Below are 23,602 nucleotides of genomic sequence, written 5' to 3' on the forward strand. Positions count from 1 at the left end.
ATGACCCAGGCTGCCGAGCGCCGGGGGCCGCCCCCCACCCCCGGCGAGTGTTCGGGACCGCAGACGGCCCTCCTCTTTCGGGAAACCCCCTTGCTGCTGGACAGCGGCGGGGTGGTCCAAGACTTGCGGGTGACCTACCACACCTACGGCACGCCCGCCGAGCACGCCGTCTTTGTGCTGCATGCGCTGACGGGCACGAGCGCCGTGCACGAGTGGTGGCCGGACTTTCTGGGACCGGGGCGACCGCTCGACCCCACGCGGGACTACGTGGTGTGCGCGAACGTGCTGGGGGGCTGCGCGGGCACGGCGGGACCGGACGAGCTGCCGTCCGTGGGGGGCGCGGCCCCACTCCTCTCCCTGCGGGACATGGCGCGGGTGGGGCGCGCCCTGCTGGAGCACCTCGGCGTGCGGCGGGTCTCTTTGGTGGGCGCGAGCATGGGCGGGATGCTCGCCTACGCCTGGCTGCTGGAGTGCCCCGACCTCGTCGAGCGGGCCGTCATCGTCGCGGCTCCGGCCCGGCACTCCCCCTGGGCCATCGGCCTGAATGCGGCGGCGCGGGCGGCCATCCGGGCGGCCCCCGGCGGCGAAGGGCTTAAGGTCGCCCGGATGGTGGCCACCCTGAGCTACCGCAGCCCAGAGAGCCTCGCCCGCACCCAACCCGGCTGGGGCACCCGCCGCCCCGGAACCCCCGACATCACGACCTATCTGGAGCATCAGGGTGAGAAGCTCGCCGCCCGCTTCAGCGAACGCTCGTATCTCGCCCTCACGGAGGCGATGGACCACTTTCAGCCGACCGATGCGGAGTTGCGGGCCATCCGGGTGCCCGTGCTGGTGGTGGGCATCGCCAGCGATCTCCTGTATCCGCCCGGCGAGGTGCGGGCTTATGCCGAGACGCTGCCGCGGGGCGAGTACCGCGAGCTGAACAGTCCGCACGGCCACGACGCTTTCTTGATGGACCCCGGCCTCTTGCCGGAGTGGGTGGCGGCCTTCTTGCGGCGCTAGCTCCTCCCCCCTTTTCCCCCCCACCCGCTTCAGCATTGCTCTAGCCTTTTCTCACGGGCAGCACGCTCACTGGCAACCGGACAGCGCACCCGGTAGCGTCGGGGGGCTATGAGCACGGCCTTTCTAGTCATCGAGGGAATCGGCCTGGTGCTGCTGTCGCTGTACCTGGCTTACTCGCTGTGTGCGTTGGTGGCGCAGCCCCGGCGATGGCCACTCCGCCGCGCCCCCCTGCACTTTACCTTTGTCATCCCGGCGCTCAACGAGGCCGCCGTCATCGGGCCGACCCTGCGCAACCTGCGCTCGGCGGCTCCGGGGGCGCGGCTGGTCGTGATTGACGACGGCAGCGACGACGAGACGGCGGAAGTGGTGGAGGACCTCGCGCGGGCTGACCCCGGCATCCTGCTGCTGCGCCGCCGCCCCCCGCACGCCCGCACGGGCAAGGGCGAGGCCCTGAACTGGGGAGTAGCCCAGCTGCTGCGGCAGGGGGGGCTGGCGCAGGCTCCCTTGGCAGAGCAGGTCCTGGTGGTGTTTGATGCCGACGGGCGCATGGACGACCGGCTGCTGGACGAGGCGGCCCGCGTCTTTGCGGACCCCGACGTGATGGCGGCGCAGGCCCGCATCCGGGTGCGTCAGAGTGGCGTGGAGTCGCGGGGCTGGCGCGGGCTGCTGGGGCGGCTCCTGCTGCTGCAACAGGACCTGGAGTTCTACATCGTGCGGCACATCCAACTGCTGCGCCAGCGGGTGTGGACGGTGGGTCTGGGCGGCAACGGGCAGTTCATGCGGCTGTCGTACCTCGCTGAGCGGCTCGCGGGGGGGCAGGCCCCCTGGCCCCCGGTGCTGCTGGAAGACTTCGCGAGCGGGCTGGAGGTGCGCCTGGCTCACCCCCGGCACCGCCTCGTGTTCCTGGAGTCGGGAGTGACCCAGCAGGGCCTCACCGACGTGCGGCGCTTCGTGCGGCAGCGCACGCGCTGGACCCACGGCAACCTGCAATGCGCTCCGCACCTGCCGCGCATTTGGCGCACCCCCATGGCGCTGGGGGCGCGGCTGGACCTGACCTACTTCTTGGCGCAGCCGTGGCTCAATCTGCTGACGCTGGGACTGCTGGTGTACTACCCTGCCCGCGCCCTGAGCCGCCTGCTGACGGGGGAAGTGAACTGGGCCTTGACCGCCGCGCTCAGCGTGCCGGGCTTGCTGCTGCCGCTCGCGTGGGTCTTTCTGTACAGCCGCGAGAATCGGCTGGGGCTGCGCCGGGCCGCTTTTGCCGCCGCCGGACTTCCGGTCTACACCCTCATCATGATGCTGAGCGTGCCCCTCGCGTTCCGGAACTTCTTGCGCGGCGAGCACGGCTGGGTCAAGACGGCGCGGCACGCGGAGGCGTAGGCCGCAGATTCCGGCTGGTTGCAGCCCCGCAGAAGGTGCATAGTGTGGGGGGAATGCGGGACCCGCCTCCCCCGGCGCGGTCCCCCGCTTGAGGTGACCCTTGACGAACCTGTTCACGGTGCTGGACGCCCTGGGGCTGCTGCTGCTGTGCTTTTATACCGTTCAGATGACGCTGGCGGCGCTGGTGCCGAAGCCGCGGCGAACGGCGACGCCTGACCCGGACCTGCGTTTTACCTTTCTGATTCCGGCCCTCAACGAGGCGAGGGTAATCGAGGCGACGGTGCGCAACCTGCGCCGGGTTTCGCCGCAGGGCCGGGTCGTCGTGATTGACGACGCGAGCGAGGACGCGACCGCCGCGCTCGTGGCCGCGCTCGCGGCGGCAGACCCCCAGGTGTGGCTGCTGCGCCGCCGCCTCCCCATGGCCCGGCAGGGCAAGGGCCAGGCGCTGAACTGGGCCTCCGAGGAGGTGCTGCGGCGCTTGCGGGCGGAGGGCTGCGACCTGCGCCGCGAGGTGCTGGTGGTGATTGACGCCGACGGGCGCATCGGGCCGGAGCTGCTGGCCGAAGCGCGGCAGGTCCTCGGCGACCCGGCAGTCATGGGGGCGCAGGCCCGCGTCCGCATTCGGCAGTCGGTCGGCGGCTGGCAATGGCGGACCCTGGTGGGGCGCATGCTGGAGCAGCAGCAGGACGTGGAGTTTTTTATCACCCGTCACCTTCAGGTGCTGCGTTCGCACTGGCACACCGCCGCCCTGTGCGGCAACGGCCAACTGATGCGGGCGTCTTATCTGGCCGAGCAGTTTGCCCGCGGGGTGTCCCCCTGGCCGGACGTGCTGCTCGAAGACTTCGGCAGCGGGCTGGAGATTCGGCTGGCCGCGCCGGGATACCGCCTCGCCTTTTTGGAGTCGGCGGTCAACCAGCAGGGCCTGCCCAATCTGCGCCGCTTTACCCGCCAGCGAGCACGCTGGACCCAGGGCACCCTGCAATGCCTGCCCTACCTGGGCCGCTTGTGGCGCACGCCCGTGCCGCTGCTCGCCCGGCTGGATTTCAGCTACTTTCTGCTTAGCCCGTGGTTTAACGTCCTGATTGTGCTCACCCTGCTCACCCAGCCGCTGCGCTGGGCGACAGGCACCCACGGCCTGCTCCTGGCCCCGGCGGTGGGCCTCACCGTGAGCCTGCTGAACGCAGCCCTGCAACTGAACTGGCTGGTGCGCTACCAGCTCGAAAACCGCCTCAGCGCGGGCAGGCTCCTGTTTACGGCGCTGAGCTTTCCGGTGTACGGCTTCGCGCTGTTTCTCAGCCTGCCGCTCGCCTTTAAAAACCACTTCACGGGCCGCCGCACCTGGGACAAGACCGCCCGCCACGCTGAACCCGACGCGGCCCCTCCCCCCGCGCCCCTGGAGGTGACCGCCGCGTCGTCGGGGGATTGAAATTCTTGAGCTTTACTCCACCGCCTCCCCGCGCTGCAACTTCACCGCCCGCACGAGGTTCTGGAACATCAGCGCACTCGTCAGCGGCCCGACGCCCCCCGGCACCGGGGTTTGCGCCCGCACGGGGAGGTCAGGCTGGGCGTCGCCCACCACGCTGCCGTCTTCCTGCACGTTGATGCCCGCGTCCACAACGACGTGGTGCGGCTGCACGTGCTCCGGGCGCAGCAGGTCGGCGTGCCCGACGGCGACAACCACGGCGTCTTGCCCGCGCAGCACCCCGGCGAGGTCACTCGTGTGCTCGTTGCAGAGGGTGACCGTGACCCCGCGATTATTCAGCATGAAGGTGAGGGGCCGCCCCACCGTGCGCCCTGGCCCGACCACCGCGACCCGCCGCCCGCGCAGGTCGTCGCTGAGGACCTCGCGCAGCAAGAAGCGCACGCTGCGCGGGGTGGGGGGCAGCAGCGCTTCCGCCTCGCGACCCGCCGCGACCAGGGCGAGGTTGGCGGGGGTCAGGCCCTCTACATCCTTGCGGGGGGCGATGTGAAGGAGGGCGGCGTCGGCGTCCAGCCCCGGCGCAAGCGGCAGTTCGAGGACGATGCCGTGCACCTCCGGGTCAGCGGAGAGGTCACGCAGCGCAGTTTCCAACTCGGCCTGGGTCGCCCCCGCGCCGAGGTCGCGCACGCTCAGGCGCACGCCGAGCCGCTCGGCCTGCCGCGCCTTGCTGTGGACATACACCGCCGAGGCCTCGTCGTGGGAGGCGAGCACCGAGACGAGGTGGGGGCGGACCTGCTCTGGGGTCTTGGCCCATTCGGCGAGCGCCGCCCGCACCCCGCGGGTGACCCGCACCGCCAGGGGCTTGCCGAGGAGAGGCTGGGAAGAGGTCGTCATCTCCCCCCTCCCCTAGTGCCGGAAATGCCGCGAGCCGGTAAAGACCATGCTCAGGCCAAGGTCATTGGCCGCCGCGATCACTTCGGGGTCGCGCTTGGCCCCGCCAGGCTGGAGGATGGCTGTGACGCCCGCGCCCGCCGCGAGGCGCACCACGTCGTCAAAGGGGAAAAAGGCCTCGGACGCGAGGACCGCCCCGCGTGCCCGCTCGCCCGCGTTGGTGACGGCGCGTTCGGCGGCCCAGATGCGGCTGACGGCCCCCGCCCCCAGGCCCACCGTCATCCCGCCCCGCGCCAGGGCGACCGCGTTGGAGCGGGCGTGCTTGACGACAGCCCAGGCAAAGCGCAGGTCCCGCCATTCTTCCTCCGACGGCTCGCGGGCGGTGACCACCTCCGGGCAAAGGTCGTCCCAGGTGCGGCGGTCGCGCTCCTGGGCGGCAAAGCCCCCCGCGAGTGGCCGCAGCTCCAGCGGCGAGGGGGCCGCGTCCTCAGCGGCAACCAGCACCCGCAGGTCAGGCTTTTTCGCGGCGAGCAGAGCTGCCGCTTCTGGGGTCACGTCGGGGGCGACGAGCACTTCGAGGAAAGTGCCCCGCAGCGCCTGCGCCCCGGCGAGGTCGAGCGGGCGGCTGACCGCCACCACCCCGCCGAAGACGCTCAGGGCGTCGGCGTCGCGGGCGCGTTCCCAGGCTTCGGCCACCGTCCCAGCCACCGCCACCCCGCAGGGATTGCCGTGCTTGACGGCCACGCAGACCGCGCCCTCCTCCTGCCCGCCCAGCTCGGCGGCGAGCGCCCAAGCCGCGTCCGCGTCCGCGTAGTTGTTGAAGCTCATGGGCTTGCCGGAGAGGAGCCGGGCGTCCAGCACCGGGCCACGTTCTCCCTCGCGGCGGTACACCGCGCCCGGCTGGTGAGGGTTTTCGCCGTAGCGCACCTCGGCCACGCGGGAGAGCCGTAGGGTGAGGCGCTCCGGGAACCCGCTCGGCGTCTCCCCCCCCGCCAGATAGTCCGCAATCGCGGCGTCGTAGTCGGCGGTGTGGCGAAAGGCTTTGGCGGCGAGGCGGCGGCGCTCGGCCCCACTCACCTCGTCTGCGAGGGCGAGGGGATAGTCGGCAGGGTCGACGAGCACAAGCACCCCGGCATGGTTCTTGGCCGCCGCCCGCAGCATCGCCGGGCCGCCGATGTCGATATTTTCCACCGCTTCTTGAAAACTTGCCCCCCGCGCCACCGTCTCGCGGAAGGGGTAGAGGTTCACGCATACCAGGTCGATGGGCTGGAGACCGTATGCGGCGAGTTCGGCGAGGTGCCCCGGTTCCCGGCGGGCGAGGAGGCCGCCGTGAATGGCGGGGTGCAGGGTCTTGACCCGCCCCTCCAGGATCTCCGGAAAGCCCGTCACGTCGCTCACCGCCGTGGCCGGAACCCCGCCCCCCCGCAGCGCCGAGAGGGTCCCCCCCGTGCTGAGCAGCTCCCAGCCCCGTGCGGCCAGCTCGCGTCCGAACTCCACCACGCCCGTCTTGTCACTCACTGAAATCAAGGCCCGCTTTGGCATCTCGCCCTCCGGCAAGCGGACGCCCCCGCCGCAGAGGGCAAGGAACGTCCGACCCAGGCGCGCGATCTGTCAGAGTCCGGGCGGCTCCCCCGTGGTGTGGCCCCACGTTCAGCGCCAGTCGCCGCCCGTTTGGGGGGAGGATAGCAAAGGGGCGGGCACGCGCTCTGAGGAGCAGGCTTGCCCGCCCAGAACTTTGGGAAGCCCCCTTGACCTCAGGCGTGCGGCTGTGGGTGACTGACGAGCACGCCAGGGGCGCTCCGGCCCTCAGTTGCTGTTGCCCGACCCGTCAGGATTGCCGCCCGGCGGTGTCTCGTGTGGCGGGGCAGGTGCCCCCTCCTCTCCCAGGATGGTCCGCAACTCCGCGAGCACCTGCCGCTCCCTTTCATTGACCTGTTCGCCGCCAAAGCCCAGGAACCCGCCCTCCTTGGCCGCCGCCGCCGCACGTTCGGCCACGTTCAGCAGCAAGCGGCGAAAGGCGGCGAGGTCGCCAGGGCCAGCCTTGGCCCCTACCAGCCAGGCGGCGCGGCGCACCTCCTCCAGGCTGCGGGCGCGAACCTCTTCGGGGGTGCGGGGACGGTCTTGCGGGGACACCTCCTGGGGGCTGGGGGGTGTGCCCAGCAGGTCGGCGGCCATCGCTTCGAGCAGGGGCGTGCGGTCGGCGGCGCTCAGGCTCTCGCGGATGGCGGCCCCGATGGCCTGCGCCTCGGCGACCAGGCCCGTCACCCCACTGGGGCTGGCGGCGACCACGGCGGCTCCCACCCGGCCAGGGGCGGTCATGACCTGAAACCACTCATCGGGGGTAAACCGGTCTTTGAGGCTCATGGGGGCAGCTTAAGGGGTCGAGGCGCCCCGCGGGCCTGAGTCTCCCTTGAGGATTAACGGGGGCGGGCGGGGGTCAATACACGTGAAACTCGCGCAGGCCCGTCGCCTCGCTGTACTGGGTTTCCACCGCCGTCACGCGGGCGTGGGGCGGGCCACGCCGCAGCCAGTGCAGCAAGCGGGCGAGGGCTTCGGGCGGCCCCTCAGCGACGACCTCAACCCGGCCATCGAGGAGGTTTTCGGCGCTGCCCGATAGACCGAGGTCGCGGGCGTGGCGCTGCACGTAGCGGCGGTAGCCCACCCCCTGCACGGTGCCGGAGACAAGAGCGGTCAGACGCATGGGGCGATGCTAGCCCGCGCCCCGGCGGGGGAAGGGTGCCGAAGCTGACGCTGGCGTGAAAAAGCGCGGAAGACGCTCACCCCAAGGCCTTTAGAATGCGGGGCAGATGCCCGCCCGACTCGCCCCCCCCGCAGGCCCGGCGTGACGCCGCCGCCCCCCGCGCCCCACCCCCCCCGCTCCCGCTCCCGGCGGGGAGGGTGGGGGCTGCTGCTCCTCGCGGCGCTGCTGGGGCTGGCGGGGTGGTTCGGGCCGTCCCTGCTGGGACAATGGGCGCTGCGGCAGTGGGGCGGCGACGTGCTGACCGCCGAGGGCGTGGGCGGGCGGCTGTGGGCACCGGGGCTGCGCGGGGCGCGGCTCAAGCTTCCCGGTCTGGACGGCACGGCGGACGAGGCCAGCGTGCGCGTCACCGGAGTGGACCCCCGCACCCGCACCCTACGGCTGGACGTGGCCGTTCGGGGCGGTGCCGTGAATCTGCGCCTGGGCGACCTGCTGCGGGGCGGGTCGGCTGCCGAGGAGGGCAGTGGCGAAAGCGGCTGGCGAGTGGTGCTGGGCGGGGTGGACGTGCAGGACACGCGAGTCAATGTGGACGGAACGGGCCTCAACGTGCCCAGCGGACGTTTCCAGGTTTCGCCGCTGCCGAATGGCCGCCTCGCCGTGCGGGGGCAGACCCGGCAGGGCGACCTCAACGCGGCGGTGACGGTGCGGGAAGGACAGCTGGGGAACCGCTTCGTGCTGGACCTCGACGCTGACGCCCGCATCATCAACCATTACTGGCCGGGGGTGACGGGCGGGCGCATTCGCGGTCAGTACGCCGTGGGAGGCGGCGAGCCACTGCGCGGGGACCTGCGGGTGCTGGGGGGCAGCCTTCAGGTTCCCGAAGCCCCCTTCGTGACCGTGCGGGGGATTGAGGGCACCTTCACCCAACGGCACCACCAGCTCACGCTGCAGCTCGCCGGGGAGGGCTGGGACGGCCCGGTGACGGCGCGGGCCACCGCCGACACCCACGAGAAGCGCTGGGACGCGGCGGCAGAGGCAACCCCCCGCGTCGCGGCCCTGGCGCGCGCCCTGGGCATGTCGGACGGGGGGGCAGGGACCCTGCACTTGCGGGCGACGGCGGGGGGCTGGGAGACCGCCGAGGTCCAAGCGGAAGCCAGGAGCGCCGGGGGCCGCTTTGCCGGAATCCCCTTCCAGTCCCTGCGGGCGAGCTACGCCTTTGCCAGCCCTCCCCGCCGGGGCGAGCCGCCCTTGGCCAACACCCTGCGCCTTCAGGCGGCGACGCAGTTGGGGGGCGAGCAGACGCTCGCGGGCGAATGGTTTTTTGGGCGAGCGGGGCGAGCGACCTGGGCAGGCGACCTTGCCGGAAAGCCGCTGGCGGTGCGGGCGGAGGTGGACGCCCAATCCCTCGTCACCCTGCGGGGCGAGGGCCTGGGCGGGCCGCTGAGTGGGCGCTACTCGCTGCGCACCCAGGCGCTGACGGCCACCCTGAACCCGACCTACGCGGCGGCCTCGGCGCGGGTGGCCCTTACGGGCACCCCACGCGACCTGCGGGCACGGGTAACGGAGGGCGTCGCGGGTCCCTTTCGGCTCGTGGGCACCGCTCGGCTCAGCGCGGCGGGGCTGCGGGCCGACCTCGGCGCGGCGCGGCTGAACCTGGGACCAGACTTCCGGGGCCACTGGACCGTGCAGGACCTGCGCGGGGGGGGCGTCACTCTCAGCGGGGGGGGCACCCTCAACCTGCGAGAGGGGCTGCTGGGCGGCACCCTCGCGGCGGACGTGCCCGGCGTGACTGGGACCCTGCGCGGGCCGGTGGCGCTGGACCTGCCCCGGCAGCGCGGGACCTTTGCGCCCAACGGCCAGCGGCTGGTGTGGAACGGGGACGCCTTCACCCTCACGGCGCGGGAGCTGGCGGTTGCGGGCGGGGCGCGGGTCAGCGGGACGGCCACCGTGACGGCGGCGCGGCAGGTCACGGGCACCCTGCGGGCGCGGGGGGGCGGCTACGACCTCACGGCGACCGGACGCGGCGACTTCGCCGACCTGCGCGGCACGGCGGGGGACGTGCGCGTCTCGGCGCGGACGGTGCTGGCCCCGGACTTCCGCACGGTCGCCCAGGTCGAGGGGGCCGACATCGCGGGCGAGTTTGCGCTGGAGGGGGACGGGGTGCGCTTCGCCCTCACGACGGCGGCCCCCGGCGGAGAGCGCGGGACGGCGCGGGGCGTGCTTGCCGGGGAGCGCTGGGACGCCAGCGGGCGGGTCAATCTCGCGGCGCTGCGGCCCCTCGTCGGTCTGCCCGACCTCGCCGGAACCCTGGACCTCGCCCTTGCCGGGACGGGCGGCACGGCGCGGGTGGAAGCGCGGGCGGGGGGGGCAGCGGTCGCGGGCCTCCTCACCCGGCGCGGCGGCGAGGTGACGGGCGACCTGCGCGGGACCTTCGCGGACGCCGCCGCCCAGCTGCGGGGCCGGGTCTATCCGGACGTGGCCGCCGCCGGGCCGCTGCGCTGGCGGGGCCAGCTTCTCGCGGCGACCATCACCGGACCCTACGGCGACCTGCGGGCGCGGCTGAGCGGGCGCACGGTACCCCTGACCGGGGCGGGCGTGACCCTGCCGGGCCAGGCCGTCAACCTCACGGCAACGCTGACACCGCGCCTTGCCGCGGAGGGCACCTGGGGTGACCTGCGCCTGGGCTACGACGCCCGAACGGGCCGGGTGACCGCCGAGGGCAGCCAACCTCTGACCGCTTTCGGGCGCTCCGGACGGGTGCAGGGCCGGGCCACCTGGGGGCCAGGCTTTGCGGGCGAGGTGCGGGCGCGGGGCACCCTGGAGGGGGGCTACGCGCTCTCGCTCGCCGGGCCGTGGCGGGCGCTGGCGGTGACGGCGGGGGGGCCGGGCGGCCTGCGGGCCAGCGGCACGGCGAGCGTGGGTCCAGACGGCCCGGCGGCGGCGAGCTATGACCTGCGGGTGCGGGGGCCGCTGGAAGGCCTGTACGTAGACGGGCGGGTGCGCGGCGCAGGCACCGAGCCGCGCGGCACCCTCGACGTGTTCGATGGGGCGGGCGGCGCAGCGCGGGTCACCCTGCGCGGCCTTTCTGACTTTGACGTGCGGGCGCGGCAGCTCACGCTGGCGGGGCTGCCCCTCGCGGGCGACCTGACAGCGCGGGGGGGGCAGCTCTCCGGAACCCTGAGCGCGGGGCCGCTGCGCCTCGTCGCGCGGGGGGGGCGGGTGGACGCCGCCGGCGAACTCGCCGGACACCGCCTGCGGGCACGGGGCCGCCTCACCCTGCCGTCCCGCCTCGAAGACTTGCGGGTCGACGTTGTGGGGCCGCTGCTGACCGCGACGGCCACCGGAAACGCGGACGCCCTGCGCGGCAGCGTGCGGCTGCGCGAGCAGAGCTTTGGCGCAGACGCCACCCGGCTGGTGCTCCCCGCCCAGACCTTTCCGCTGGAAGCCACCCTCACCGGACCGCGGGTCACCGTCGGCGGGCTGAACTACGCCGCAGGCCGCTGGGGGGGCGAACTCGCCCTGCGCTACGCCCTCGGCGGACGGCCCGGCAGCGTCGCCCTCCGGGGCGGGGGAAAGACCCTCGCCGCTCTGCCTTCCGGCCCCATCGGCGGGCGGGTCAACCTGCTGCCCGCACTCGGCGGCCAGCTCCACACCGCCCTCTCCCCCCTCCTCTCCCCCCTCCCCGCCGAGGTGCGGCGGGGCCTCGTCGCCGGACTGCTCGTCGCCGACGTGCGGCCAGAGAGCGCCGCCCTGCGCTCCTCCGGCACCCGCTACCTCGGCGAGCCGCTGGCCCTGCGCGGGGCGGTGACCTGGCGGGGCAGCGTGCGGGCGAGCGGCGAGCTGACCCACCCCGGCACCCGCTTGCCCTTCGCCTACGACGGACGTGACCTGCGGGTCCACGGCGCGGTGCTGGACGCTCTCGCGCTGCGCCCGCTCGTGGAAGCGACCGGGCAAATCACTGCCAACCTGACCGTACCGGGCCTGGACTTGAGCCGGGCGACGGGCCGGGCGGACGTCCGCCTCACCGCCGCTGGCCAGAGCGCGACCGGGGCCGTCATCCTCACGCGGGGGCAGCTCGCGGGCGACTTGCAAAGCGACCTCGGCGGGCGGGCGCTGCGGGTGCGCGGGCCGCTTTATCCCCGCGCCGAGGCCGAGCTGACCTTCGGGGAGCTGCGCGGCACCCTGCGGGGGGACGCCGCCCGCACCCTCACCCTGCGAGCGGCGGGGCGTTACGAGGGACAGGCGGTGGACCTCACGGCGGTGGGGCAGGCCCTGACCGGGCCGGGGGCAAGCGCGACCCTGCGGGGCACGGTCGCGGGTGGCAGCGTCGCCCTGGACCTGCGCCGCCTTCCGAACGACTGGGCGGTCACGGGCGGGGTGGACCTCCCCGACCTGGCGCCGCTGACGGGCACCGCCGGACGTGTGCGGGCCGGGGTGGGGGGCACCCTGCGCCGCCTGCGGCTGGAGGCGGAGGGCGAGGCCGCGGGGGTCTCTTTCCGCGCCCCGGCCACCCTGGCGGCGGGAGCGCTGCGGGTGGAGGGGGCGACGGGCACCCTCCCGGAGGGCCTCGGCACCTTCCAGGCGAGCGGTTCCGTCTTGCCGGAGCTGCGCCTGAACGCGGGGGTCACCCTGCAAGGCCCCCTGCCGGGCGAGTACGCCGCCGAGGTGGGGGGAGCGCTCGGCAAGCCCGACGTGCGGGTCGCGGGCGTGCTTGCGAGCGGCGCGCAGGGCCTCCAGGCGGCGGGCACCCGCGTCACCGGGCGGCTGTTTGGCGCAGACTGGCGAGCAGAGCTGGCGGGCGAGGCCCTCGCCGGGGGCCTGCGCGGGCGGCTGGGCACGGGAGCGCTCGGCGGCCTGTTGGCGGCGCGGCTGCGGGTGCAGGCCCCCTACCTCGCCGGGGAGACCCGCGTGCAGCTGGACGGCGAGACGGCTTGGCATGCCCGCACGGGCTGGGACGGCGACCTGCGGGCGACGGGCACCCTGCCCGGCGGGGCGCTGGACGCCCGGCTGACCGGGGCGGGGCCGCTCGCCCTGAGCGCGAGCATCGGCCCGGCACGGGTGACGGGGACCCTGCCCGCCGACCTCCCGCGGCGGCCCGGCGGCACCCTCGACCTCGCGGCGTTCGACGTCGGAGCGCTGTGGGGGCGGGCAGAGCAACTGCGGGTAACCGGGCGAGCCACCCTGGAGGGCGCGAGCTGGGCGGGGGCCGGGGCCACCTTCACTGGGCGGCTGGAGGACGCGGGGGGCGACCTCACCGGCGACCTGGGCGCGAGCTACCGCGCGGGCAACGGCTCGCTGCGGCTCGCGGGCGAGCGGCTCGCGGGCGGGGGCACCCTGGAGGGCGGACGCTACCGCCTGGGGGTGCGGGCGGACCCGGTGCGGCTCGCCCGGCTGCTGCCGCCCGCGTGGGACGTGGACGCGCTGACCTTTGCCGGAACGCTGGAGGCGAGCGGCTCGCTGGCGAGCGGCCCAGAGCGAGTACAGGTTCGCAACCTCGCCCTGCGCGGCGAACAGGGAGAAGCTGGGCCGTTTAGCCTCTACGGGCGGGCCACCCTCTCACGGGTGCCCGGTGCCCCGCAGCGGCTGGACGCCGAACTGGACGGCAGCCTGCGCGGGGGGCTGCTGCGGGCGCGGGGGGCGCTGCCGGAGGGCGTGCGCGTGACGGTGCGCGACGTGGACGCCCGTGCCTTTGGCGCGGGGCAGGTGGAGAGCGACCTTCTCCTGACGGGCACACTCTCCGACGTGCGGGTCTCCGGCGAGATGGCCGCCCGCGCCGCCGACTTTGAGGCGCTCGCCACCCTCGCTGGCCCGCTGCGGGACGCCCGCGCCCACGCCCGCTTGACCCTGAAGGGCGAGGAACGCAGCGGCCTGCTGTACGCCGACCTGCGCGACCTCGACCTGACGGCGGGCACCGTGCGGGGGCGGGTGTACGGAACGGCGCAGCAGGGGCAAGAGAGCCTCACCCTCGACCTGGCGGGCACCTGGCCCCAGCTTGCGGGCACCGCGACGGCGCGGGTGAGCGGCCTGCCCGCCCCCCTGACCCTGCGCGGCGACGGGCGCGGCGGGTACGCGCTCGCGGCGGGGGCGCTGGGAGAAGGACAGCTCTCCCTTATAAGCGGTGAGGGCTTCGTCCCGGAGTTGGGGGGCACGCTGCGGCTGCGGCCCCTCGCCCTGCTGGAGGGGGCAACAGGCGAGGCGGCGGCAGAGGTCACCCTCGCCGGTCCCCTCACGGCCCCGCGCCTGACTGGGACCCTGGAGACACGGGCGGCGCAGGCCCTCGGTCTAAGACTCACGGACACGCGGGGGGCCTTTGTGGGCACCCCGGCGGAAGTGCGTGGCACCCTGAGCCAGGGTGGGGAAACGGTGGCCACCCTGGAGGGCCAGCGCCTCACCCTCTCCGGCCTGCGGCTGGGAGTGGCGGGCGGCACCCTGCGGGCGAGCGGCAGCGCCCGCCTGGAGGGGGCTTCCCCGGCGGCGGACCTCACCCTGACGGCGGAGGGCGGGCTGGGGGGCACCCTGCAGGCGAGCTACGGGGCCGAGGCCCTCGCGCTGGCGGGCACCCTGGAGGCGGCGGGGGTGCGGGCGGCCCTGGACGTGGGGGCGAGCCGCCAGGCCGGATGGCGCGGCAGCGTGCGGGTGACGGGCGGCCCCAGCGGGGTGCTCACCCAACCCGCCCTCCTGCGGCTGAGCGGCCCCTGGGCGCGCCCGCAGGCGGCGGGCGAGGCCGGGGTGCTGGGGGCGGGGGCGCGGCTCGTGGCGACCCCCAGCGGGGTGCACCTGCGGCTGGTGGACGGCCCGGCGGCCCAGGCGAGCGGGGTGCTGGAGGTGCGCCCGGACCCGGCGGGCGAGTGGCGCTGGCTGGGCAGCGCGGCCCTCACCCGCCCCGAACTGGGCCTGAGCGTGACCCCCCGCGGCCCACTGGCCGACCCCCAGCTCACCCTCAGCCTGCGCCGGGGCGAGTGGCAGGCGGCGGGCGAAGCCAGCCGGGAAGCGGCAGCCCTCGACGTGTCGGACGGTGGGGGCCGCAGCGGAGCGCTGACCTGGGACGGCACGCGGCTGGGCGTGAACCTGCCGGGCCTGGACCTGGGGCGGCTGGGCCTCGCGGGGGTGACGGGCCGCCTTACCGCGACCGGGAGGGTCACGCCCAGAGACGGCGCGGGCCGGGTGGCCCTGCGGGTGACGGACGTGACCACTCCCGCCGAGCTGCCCTACCTGGGGGTGACCCTGGCGGGCGACCTCGACGGCGAGCTGACCCTGGCGAGCGGACGCCCCCGCCTCGGCGTGACCGCCGCTCTGCCCGCCGGAACGCTGAGCCTAGCGGCGGCGCAGGAGGACGCGGGCTGGACGGGCCGCCTGACCGGAAGCCTGCGGCGAGAGGGCGGCACCCTGACAGCGGATGTGACCGCGACGGGAGAAGGCCTGGGCGGAACCCTGGCCGCCGCCCGCTATCCCCTCGACCTGCCGGGGCTGGAGGGCCGCCCCGGCGAGGCGCGGCTGGACGGCGAGGTCGCCCTGCGGGGGCAGACCTTCGCGGCGGACCTGCGCGCCGTGAACACGGTGGGCGAGGCCCGCGTGACCGGGTCGGGGGGGCTGGCCGACGCCCTGCCCGCGCTGGAGCGGCTGGGCACCCTGCGCCCTACCGGGGAGGGCTACCGCCTGCGGGCGCGGCTCGACGGGGTCGACCTCGCCGAACTCGCCCTGGCCCCCGGCCTCGCGGGGCAGGTCAGCGGCGAGGCGACCCTGCGCGACGGCGGCGGCACGGCGGTGCTGAGCAGCCCGGCCCTGCGGCTTGGCCCGCAGCGCCTCCCCGCCCGCGTAGAGGGCACCCTGGCGGGCGGCGACTGGCGACTGCGCGGCTTCCTGGGCGAGAGCAGCTTCCTGGCCTCGCTGACGGGCGGAACGCTGGAGGGCCAGGCCACCCTGCAAGCGCTGCCGCTGGGGGCCGTCGTCGCGGCGGCGACCGGAACCCCGGTGGGCGAGGGCGTCGTGACGGGCGTGGCCCGCTTTGAGGTTCCGCTCGCCGACCCCCTGGCGGGGCGCGCCACCGTCGTGGCCGAGCGCATCCGAGTGACCGCGGTGACGGGCAGCGGGCCGCAGGCCGTCACCGAGACGCTGACCGGAACGGGCACCCTGGACTACGCGGACCGCGAGCTGCGGAGCGTGAATGTCCAGCTTGCCGGGGCCGGAACCTGGGACGTGCGCGGGGGCTACAGCCGCGAGCGGGTGGACCTGCGAGCCAGCTTTGACGGCACCACCTTTACCCCGGTGCTGCGGCTGCTGCCGGGGCTGGCGGGCCTTGACCCCAGCCTCAAGGGGACGGTCACCCTGTCGGCGGCGGGCACCTATGACCGCCCCCGCGCCCTGCTGCGTGCTCAAAACCTCTCCGGAAGCGTAGCGGGCCTGAGCGTGCAGGTGCCGACCCTGGAGGGCGACCTGCCCGACTCCGGGGCCTTTCGCCTGAGCGGGCGCGTCCTGACGGGCGGGGTGCTGGGCAGTGACGGCATCCTGGAGGGACGCGGGCAGCTCACACTGGGGCGGCTGTCGGACACCACCCTCACCTTCCGGGGCCTGCTCGTGCCCCAGGGCTTGGGGCCGCTGCCGGGCAGCGTCGTGACCGTCGCTCAAGCCGCCGGAGAGCGCTGGACCGTGGAGGCGAGCAGCCGCACCCCCGCGGCGGCCACCGGACCCGCCGGGACCCTGCGGCTGACGGGAACGCTGACTCCCCGCCTTGACCTCAGCCTCACCGCCCAGGGCTATGCCCTGCCCATCGCGGCGATTTCGGCCCGCGACAGCAGCCTCGACGCCGACTTGCGGCTCCTCGACGACGGCGCGGCGGTGCGGGTGAGCGGCGCGGCGTCCTTTGCGCGGCTGGTGCTGGGACGGGTGGACGCGGTGGCGACCCTGCCCCCGCCCGGCCAAAGCACCGCAGGCACGGACGGACGCCCCACCGACGCTTTCCCCTCGCCGCTGCCGCCCGAATACACGACCTTCCCGCCCGCCGGGTCAGCAGAGGGGGATGCCGCCGTGCCCGCCCCGGTGCGGCCCTTCCTGACGCGGCTGGTGTTCGAGGACATCCCCATTCGTGCTCCCGGCGGCATCCGGGTGGACGAGGCGCTTGCGCGGGCCGAGTTTGGCGGCGGGCTGGTGCTGTCGGGCACGGGGGCGCGGCCCCGGCTGACGGGCGACATCGTGGCCGAGCGCGGCAGCCTCTTCCTGCGCGAGAACGAGTTCGCCCTGCGAGAAGGCCGGGTGACCTTCGCCGGGGACGGCCTGTATCCGTCGTTCACCCTGAGTGCCGCCGGAACGGTTGCCGCCGTCACCACCCGGCAACGGGTGCCCGTGGTGCTGGACGTGCGCGGGCGCTTCGAGGCGCAGGCGAATGGCCGCGAGGTCCTCAACCTCCAGACCACCCTGAGCTGCGCGCCGGGCGCGAACGGGAACTGCACGGACCCCCTGACCCGCGCCCCCTACACCGAAGCGCAACTCTACGCGCTCGTCGCGACCGGAGTGCCGGACCTCGACGCCCTCCCGGACAACCTCGCCGCGCTGGGGACAAGCGCCCTCCAGACCGCCCTGAACATCTTTGTGCTGGGCGAGCTGGAGCGGAACGTGGCCCGCGCCCTGGGGCTGGACGTGTTCCGCCTGACGCCCAACCTCGCGGCGGAAAGCGGTGAGTTCGGGGCCACGATTACCCTGGGGTCGTACCTCACCCGGAACCTCTACCTGCAATACCAGGTCGACCTGACGGGCGAGGGCCTGCTGGACGCGACCTACACCACCCCCGACGGTCGCCTTTCTTTCCAGGTCAGCACCCCGCTGGGCCTGGGGTTGCAGGCGGTGCGCCCCTCTATCAGCGCGGCCTACAACTTCGGCCCCCGCAGCAGCGTGAGCGTGGGCGTCTCCAACGACGAGGACAGCACGACCTTCCGGTTTGGGGTGACGTACCGCTTTGGGCGGTAGGTGGACAAGCTTCCAGTCGCCAGCTTCCAGCGGCCAGCAGCAAAGCAAACGCCCCAGGCTGAAGCCGGGGCGTTGTTGCTGGAAGCTGGGTGCTGGAGGCTTAGCGGCTGACCGTCCCGCTCACCCGCGGCTCCAGCGCATACAGCGCTACCACCGCGACAAGGGTACCCACCCAGCCGGGAGCCGAGCCGAGGTCGAGTTCAAAGGCGCGGCCCAGCACCGTGCTGCCGAGCTGCCCGCTGAGCTTCTCGCCCTGCTGCTGGGCGACGATGTTCCAGCCCACGATGGGTTCACCGAGAAAGCCGGTCACGCGGTCTACGCCGCGCAGCACCAGCTTTTGCCCCCCGACGTGGCCACGCAGCTCGCCTTCTTCCAGCTCAATGCGAACGCTTTCGGTGCCAACGGTGCCCTGCACGCCGCGCTCGGTGATTTCGAGGTTGATGTCCTTGCCGTAGAGGTTGCCGCCTGCGCGGCCAGAGATGCGGTCGCCATCGATGGCGCAGCGAACGTGAAAGCCGTTCGCCCCGCCGAGGCGGCCCTTGATGAGGTCTTCACTCATGCCGGGGAGTATAGCGGGGCAGGGGGCGCTCACACGCCGGGAGTGGGGAGTAAGAAAGGCGGCGTACGGCCAGGTCAATGCGCAGGGACTGGTGGGGAGCCAGAACAGAACGGCTCGGCGCACCTCATCCCCCCGGCAACCACGTGGGTCCCACACCCTCAAGCCCCCACCCCCCACTTCCTACTTCCCACTGCCTACTGACCGCTCACCGCTTCCCACGAACCATGCCCACCCGCTCGAAATACTCCCGCCGCCGCAGCAGCGGCCCGCCCACGCCCAGCCGCACCCGGCCCACGTTCCAGCGCTCGAAGAGAATCCGCAGCGCTCCGCCCAGCAGCGCCGCCCCATACCACGCGGGGGGCGGGGCCGAGAAGCGCAGCGTCTCGCCGTCCCAGGCGAGGTGGGGGCACGTCTCGTCGTGGGCGGCCCAGACCATCCCGCCCCGCTCACCAAGGCGCTGCGCACGCACCCGCAGCGGCCCCTCGCGGACCTCCGCGTCGTACTGCGGCGCAGCGTAGGCTTCGGCGTAGAGGTCGTAGAGGTGGTGCTGGAGGCGGTGGGCCTGCGCCCGCAAGCGGGCCTCCTCGCGGCCCGTCAGGGTGCCGGGGGGGGCGTCGAGGTGGCGGCGTACCTCCGCAAGCTGGTTCTCGACGTGCACGAGCCGCTGCCGGGGGGTGGGGGGTGGCGGTGGAGGCGGCGGGTCGCCCGCGAGGGTGCGGGCGGGGTCGGCGTACTCGCGGCTGCCCCAGCCCAGCGGTTCGCGAAGTTGGCCGTCCTCGATCACCCACAGGCGGTTGGCGACCTCGCGGGCAAAGCGGCGGTCGTGGGTCACGATGACGACCGCACCGCCATAGGCGTGGACGGCCCCCTCCAGCGCCTGCAATGCCTCCACGTCGAGGTGGTTGGTGGGTTCGTCCAGCAGCAGCAGGTCCGAGCGCAGCGCACTCACGAGGGCGAGGCCCGCCCGCGCCCGCTCGCCGCCCGACAGCACCTCCGGGGGCTTGGGCCAGTCGTCGGCGGTGAATCCGGCGCGGCCCAGCAGCGCCGGTGCCCGCCCCCCGAAGCGGCGCTCAAACTGTGCCCGCAGCCCCTCGCCGGGGGTCAGGCCGTGCCAGGTCTGGTCGAGGAAAGCGACCGTGACGCCCGTGCCGACCCGCAGCACGGGGTCGGGGGGGCCGGGGTCGGGGGCGAGGTCGCCCGCGAGCAGGCGCATCAAGGTGGTCTTGCCCGTGCCATTCGCGCCCATCAGGGCCACCCGGTCGCCCTGTCGCAGCCGAAAGGCTGCGCCGCGCAAGACCTCGCGCTCGCCGTAGCTCTTGGAGAGGTGCTCTCCCCAGGCGACCAGGGGTGCCCGCGCCGTGCCCGCGAGCAGGCGCATCCGCAGTTGCCGCTCTGGGAGGGGCGCTTCGGGGATGACCACGCGCCCCGCCCGTGTCCTGAGGGCGCGGGCCGGGCGGCCCCACTCGTCGAGGCGCTCGGCGCTGCCGCTCAGGCGGGCGGCTTCCCGCTGGCCCAGGCGGGCGGCCCTGGCCTGGGTGCGCCGCTCCAGCTCGCGCAGGTCGCGGGCGCGGGAGTAGCCGCCGGGATACTCGCGGGCCTCGCCGCCCTCCAGCCACAGGCTGCGGGTCGCCACAGCGTCCAGAAAGTCGCGGTCGTGGCTGGTGAGGAGCACCCCGCCCCGGAAGTCGCGCAGCCAGCCTTCGAGCCATTCGCGCATCCGGATATCGAGGTGATTGGTCGGCTCGTCGAGGAGCAGCAGGTCCGGTTCCTGCACGAGAGCGAGGGCCAGCGCCAGCCGGGTGCGCTCTCCGCCCGACAGGGTGGCCGCCTCCCGGTGCAGGAAGCGGGAGAGGTCGAGCATCCCCAGCACCCGTGCGGCGCGGGCGGGCCAGCGGAAGGCGTCGGCGTCCTCCAAGCGGGCGTGCAGCGCGGTCCATTCGGCCAGCCGCGCCGGGTCGCCGAGGTCGGCCTCCAGCGCGAGCAGCTCGGCTTCCAGGGCGCGGTAGGGGTGCGCCGCGTCCACGAGGTCGCGCACGGTCAGGCCGGGCGGGAACACGTGGTGCTGGGCGAGCACCGCCAGCCGCATCCCCCCGCGCCGCCACAGGGTCCCCTCTTCCGGCACGATCTCCCCGGTCAGCACCCGCAGCAGGGTGGTCTTGCCCGCCCCGTTGCGCCCCAGCAGGGCGAGGCGGTCGCCGGGAGCCACCGCGAGCGATACCCCGCGCAAGACCGCCCGCTCCCCAAAGGTGACGGAGAGCGAATGGGCGGTCAGGAGGGGCGGCACGGGAGGGAGGCTAGCAGAGGGAAGAGTCCCAGAACGGTCGGGCCGCCCGCTATCATCCCCCGGTGCCCTTCCCCGCCCCCTCCCCGGCAACCTGGGTCGTCGCCGCCCTCTACCAGTTCCGCTCGCTGGAGGACCCCGCCGGGCTGCGGGGCGACCTGTGGCAGCTCGTGACCCGGCTGGGGCTGTGCGGCACCCTCATCGTCGCGCCGGAGGGCATCAACGGGACTGTGGCCGGGTCGCGGGAGAGCATCGACCGGCTGCACGCCTTCTTGCGAGAGGCGGGCTTTGACCGGTTGGAATACAAGGAGTCCGCGAGCGAGGAGCGGCCCTTTCGGCGGCTCAAGGTGCGGCTCAAGCGCGAAATCGTGACGATGGGCGTGCCCGTGCAGCCGCTCACGCAGGTCGGAGAGTCCCTGACGCCCGCGGGGTGGAATGCGCTGCTGGACGACCCCGGCGTGCTCGTCCTCGATACCCGCAACCGCTACGAGGTGCAGGCCGGGACCTTTCGGGGGGCGGTGAATCCGGAGCTGGATTCTTTCCGCGAGTTTCCGGCGTGGGTAGAAGCGCACCGCGAGGAACTCGCGGGCCGCCGCATCGCCATGTTCTGCACCGGGGGCATCCGCTGCGAGAAGTCCACCAGCCTGCTGCGGGCGCTGGGGTTTGAGGACGTCTTTCACCTGCGGGGCGGCATCCTGCGGTACTTGGAGGAGGTCCCCGCTGGGCAGAGCCGCTCGGAAGGCGAGTGCTTCGTCTTCGACCGCCGGGTAACGGTCGGGCACGGCCTGGCCCCCGGCACCGCGCAAATGTGCCACTCCTGCGGCTGGCCCCTGACCTCGGAGGACACTGCGCACCCCCACTTTGAGCCGGGTGTGAGCTGCCACCACTGCTTCGGGACGACGACCCCGGCGCAAAAGGCCGCCTTTCGCGAGCGTCATCGGCAGTACAGAGCGGCGGGGCAGGCTTAACCCGAAGGCAAAAAAACCCCGGCGCGGGGCCGGGGCATCTGCCTCAGGATGGGGGGGGTTAGCCCTGGGCTTGCTCGGTTTGGCTGCCTTGCTCGGCGTCGACCGTCTTGGGGGCGCTCAGTTGCTGCCCGCCCGTGCGAATCTGAATGGAGCGCTTCTGGGCGGCCTCCGAGCGGGGCACGCGCACGGTCAGGGTGCCGTGGTCGAAGGTGGCCTCGACCTTGGTGAGATCGTACTTGGCGGGCACGCTGAAGGTGCGGATGAAGGTGCCGTAGGCCCGCTCGACCCGGTGGGCGGTGCGGCCTTCCTTGCGGTCGTACTTGCGCTGGCCCTGCACCGTCAGGGTGTTGTTCTCGGCTTCAATCTGGATGTCGTCGGGCTGCACACCGGGCAGGTCGAGGGTCAGTTCGAGGCCCTGGTCGTCCTCGTGCACGTCGATGGGCGGGGCGAGGCGAGCCACCTGGCCGTTCATCGCGCTGCCGAACACCCGGTCCATGCGCTGGGTCAGTTCTTCGATTTCGCGGAAGGGGTCAAAACGCATCATCTTGAAACCTCCTCTGGTGGGAAAGCGCGGCTGGCCGTTCTCCTGTCTCCGCGCTTAACTGCCCCAAGTGTAAAACCTGAGTGCCTTCGTGTCAAGTTTAATGCGCCTTAAGTTGTGTAGCGAAGGTTGCCTTCCCGCGAATGGGCGCGGCGGTGTACACTCCCGCAGGCACGGGTCAGGGCTGACCCGCACCGCTGTTCCCACCCCTCTTCGGCGGTCCCGTGAGGCCGCACCCGCCCCGTGAGGCAGGAGAAGGAGTTCCTATGCACCCCACCCCGATGAGCCGACCGCACGTGCTGGACGGCGTTTTTTTGTGCCCCAGTGGGTTTGTTCCTGGCCGGAGCCGCCCGTGACGCCTAAGGCAACCATTCTCAGCGCGGATGAGGTGCGCCGGGCGCTGACCCGCATCGCGCACGAAATCGTGGAACGCAACAAGGGGGCCGAGCACCTCGCCCTCATCGGCATTCACACGCGCGGCATCCCGCTGGCGACGCGGCTGGCCCGCAAGCTGGAGGAGTTGGAAGGGGTCACCATCCCCACCGGGCAACTCGACATCACCCTTTACCGCGACGACCTCTCCGAAGTCGCGCACCAGCCCATCCTGCGCGAGACGCGGGTGCCCTTTGACCTCGCCCGGCGGCGGGTGGTCCTCGTCGACGACGTGCTGTACACCGGGCGCACCGTGCGCTCGGCGCTCGACGCCCTGATTGACCTCGGACGGCCTGAGGCCATTCAGCTCGCCGTGCTGGTCGACCGGGGGCACCGCGAACTCCCCATCCGCGCCGACTACGTGGGCAAGAACCTCCCCACCGCCCGCACGGAGCTGGTCAAGGTGAAGCTCGCCGAAACGGACGGCGTGGACGTGGTCGAACTCCACGACCTGCCGGAGGAGCGCCCGTGACCGCCCCCACGACCCTGGGCGCGCGCCCCCGGCACCTGCTCGACTTTGCGGATTGGACGCCTGAGCGCCTGACTGCCCTGCTGGACAACGCCGACACCATGAATCAGGTCCTCGACCGCCCGGTCCGCAAGGTTCCGGCGCTGCAAGGGCTGACCGTCTGCACCGCCTTTTTTGAGAACAGCACCCGCACCCGCGTGAGTTTTGAACTCGCCGCCCGGCGCATGAGTGCCGACGTGGTGAGCTTTGCGGCGGGCGCAAGCAGCCTGAGCAAGGGCGAATCGCTGCGCGACACGGTGGAAGTGCTGACCGCCTATAAGGTGGACGCCTATGTCGTGCGGCACCCGGCGAGCGGGGCGGCGCACCTGGTCGCCCGTTACTCCGGCAAGCCCGTCATCAACGCGGGCGACGGTCGCCGGGCGCACCCCACCCAGGCGCTGCTCGACGCCTACACCATCCGCCAGGAGTTCGGCAGCCTGGAGGGCCTGACGGTCGCCATCATCGGGGACATCCGGCATTCGCGGGTGGCCCGCTCGAACGCCGAGCTGTTGCCCAAGCTGGGTGCCCGCGTGCGGCTGTGCGGCCCGGCGACCCTGCTGCCCGCCGACCTCGCCGCCCTGCCCGGCGTGACCCTCACGACCGACCCCCGCGAGGCCGTGCGGGGTGCCCACGCGGTGATGGCCCTGCGGCTCCAGCAGGAGCGCATGGCGGGCGGCTACCTCGCCAGCCTTCAGGAGTACGCCGACCACTACCAGGTGAGCGGGGCGCTCTTGCGCGAGGCCGAGGCGGGGGCCATCGTGCTGCACCCCGGCCCCATGAACCGCGACCTGGAACTCAGCTCGGACGTGGCCGACGGCGAACAGAGCCGGATTCTGCGCCAGGTCGAGAACGGCCAGGCCGTGCGAATGAGCGTGCTCTATCACCTGCTGGTGGGGCGGGAGTGAGCCTTTCTCCCTCCCCACTCAAGGGGGAGGAGGAATGAGCGACCACGCCGCTACTGC

The 23,602-nt window shown here is 73.5% G+C and carries 14 protein-coding genes and 1 riboswitch; of the genes, 7 read left to right on the forward strand and 7 right to left on the reverse strand.

Annotated elements, in window-relative coordinates; translation table 11 throughout:
- The 3 genes from H565_RS0100615 (at window position 1) to H565_RS0100625 (ending at window position 3,808) form a co-directional block, all read left to right on the forward strand.
- Window positions 1-1,002: a homoserine O-acetyltransferase family protein gene (locus H565_RS0100615; RefSeq protein WP_051363342.1), complete on the forward strand. Its 1,002-nt coding sequence runs from the start codon at window positions 1-3 to the stop codon at window positions 1,000-1,002.
- 108 nt (window positions 1,003-1,110) lie between these two features.
- Entirely contained in the window at window positions 1,111-2,382 is a 1,272-nt protein-coding gene (locus H565_RS13850) for a glycosyltransferase (protein WP_034407953.1), read from the forward strand.
- A 100-nt stretch (window positions 2,383-2,482) separates the two neighbouring features.
- Window positions 2,483-3,808, forward strand: coding sequence for a glycosyltransferase family 2 protein (locus H565_RS0100625; RefSeq protein WP_027459329.1), 1,326 nt, complete (start codon window positions 2,483-2,485; stop codon window positions 3,806-3,808).
- A gap of 12 nt (window positions 3,809-3,820) precedes the next feature.
- Here the strand turns inward: H565_RS0100625 and H565_RS0100630 are convergent, their stop codons facing one another.
- The 4 genes from H565_RS0100630 to H565_RS0100645 form a co-directional block, all read right to left on the reverse strand.
- Window positions 3,821-4,696, reverse strand: coding sequence for a bifunctional 5,10-methylenetetrahydrofolate dehydrogenase/5,10-methenyltetrahydrofolate cyclohydrolase (locus H565_RS0100630; protein WP_027459330.1), 876 nt, complete (start codon window positions 4,694-4,696; stop codon window positions 3,821-3,823).
- A gap of 12 nt (window positions 4,697-4,708) precedes the next feature.
- Window positions 4,709-6,235: a bifunctional phosphoribosylaminoimidazolecarboxamide formyltransferase/IMP cyclohydrolase gene (gene purH, locus H565_RS0100635; protein ID WP_027459331.1), complete on the reverse strand. Its 1,527-nt coding sequence runs from the start codon at window positions 6,233-6,235 to the stop codon at window positions 4,709-4,711.
- A gap of 44 nt (window positions 6,236-6,279) precedes the next feature.
- A riboswitch (ZMP/ZTP riboswitch) is annotated at window positions 6,280-6,367 on the reverse strand.
- Between the two features lie 132 nt (window positions 6,368-6,499).
- Window positions 6,500-7,057 (reverse strand): hypothetical protein, encoded by a 558-nt coding sequence (locus H565_RS0100640; RefSeq protein WP_027459332.1) that lies wholly within the window; start codon window positions 7,055-7,057, stop codon window positions 6,500-6,502.
- A gap of 73 nt (window positions 7,058-7,130) precedes the next feature.
- A complete protein-coding gene (locus H565_RS0100645) occupies window positions 7,131-7,394 on the reverse strand; it encodes an acylphosphatase (protein ID WP_027459333.1) in 264 nt (87 codons plus the stop codon).
- A 141-nt stretch (window positions 7,395-7,535) separates the two neighbouring features.
- Between H565_RS0100645 and H565_RS0100650 the strand changes: the two genes are divergently transcribed.
- Window positions 7,536-17,351, forward strand: coding sequence for a translocation/assembly module TamB domain-containing protein (locus H565_RS0100650; RefSeq protein WP_157468832.1), 9,816 nt, complete (start codon window positions 7,536-7,538; stop codon window positions 17,349-17,351).
- A 100-nt stretch (window positions 17,352-17,451) separates the two neighbouring features.
- Here H565_RS0100650 and H565_RS0100655 read toward each other — a convergent pair whose 3' ends face one another.
- Both H565_RS0100655 and H565_RS0100660 read right to left on the reverse strand, forming a co-directional pair.
- A complete protein-coding gene (locus tag H565_RS0100655) occupies window positions 17,452-17,910 on the reverse strand; it encodes a hypothetical protein (RefSeq protein ID WP_027459335.1) in 459 nt (152 codons plus the stop codon).
- A 205-nt stretch (window positions 17,911-18,115) separates the two neighbouring features.
- Entirely contained in the window at window positions 18,116-20,194 is a 2,079-nt protein-coding gene (locus tag H565_RS0100660; RefSeq protein ID WP_027459336.1) for an ABC-F family ATP-binding cassette domain-containing protein, read from the reverse strand.
- A 62-nt stretch (window positions 20,195-20,256) separates the two neighbouring features.
- Between H565_RS0100660 and trhO the strand changes: the two genes are divergently transcribed.
- Window positions 20,257-21,159, forward strand: coding sequence for an oxygen-dependent tRNA uridine(34) hydroxylase TrhO (gene trhO / locus H565_RS0100665; protein ID WP_027459337.1), 903 nt, complete (start codon window positions 20,257-20,259; stop codon window positions 21,157-21,159).
- 58 nt (window positions 21,160-21,217) lie between these two features.
- Here the strand turns inward: trhO and H565_RS0100670 are convergent, their stop codons facing one another.
- Window positions 21,218-21,703 carry an Hsp20/alpha crystallin family protein gene (locus H565_RS0100670; RefSeq protein ID WP_027459338.1) on the reverse strand — a complete coding sequence of 162 codons (486 nt, stop codon included), beginning with the start codon at window positions 21,701-21,703 and terminating at the stop codon, window positions 21,218-21,220.
- A gap of 349 nt (window positions 21,704-22,052) precedes the next feature.
- Between H565_RS0100670 and pyrR the strand changes: the two genes are divergently transcribed.
- A complete protein-coding gene (pyrR, locus tag H565_RS0100675; protein WP_027459339.1) occupies window positions 22,053-22,604 on the forward strand; it encodes a bifunctional pyr operon transcriptional regulator/uracil phosphoribosyltransferase PyrR in 552 nt (183 codons plus the stop codon).
- Window positions 22,601-23,545: an aspartate carbamoyltransferase catalytic subunit gene (locus tag H565_RS0100680; protein ID WP_027459340.1), complete on the forward strand. Its 945-nt coding sequence runs from the start codon at window positions 22,601-22,603 to the stop codon at window positions 23,543-23,545. Before pyrR ends, H565_RS0100680 begins: the two co-directional genes overlap by 4 nt.
- Window positions 23,546-23,602 lie beyond the last annotated feature (57 nt).

This window comes from Deinococcus murrayi DSM 11303 (assembly GCF_000482805.1).
Classification (GTDB): Bacteria; Deinococcota; Deinococci; order Deinococcales; family Deinococcaceae; genus Deinococcus; species Deinococcus murrayi.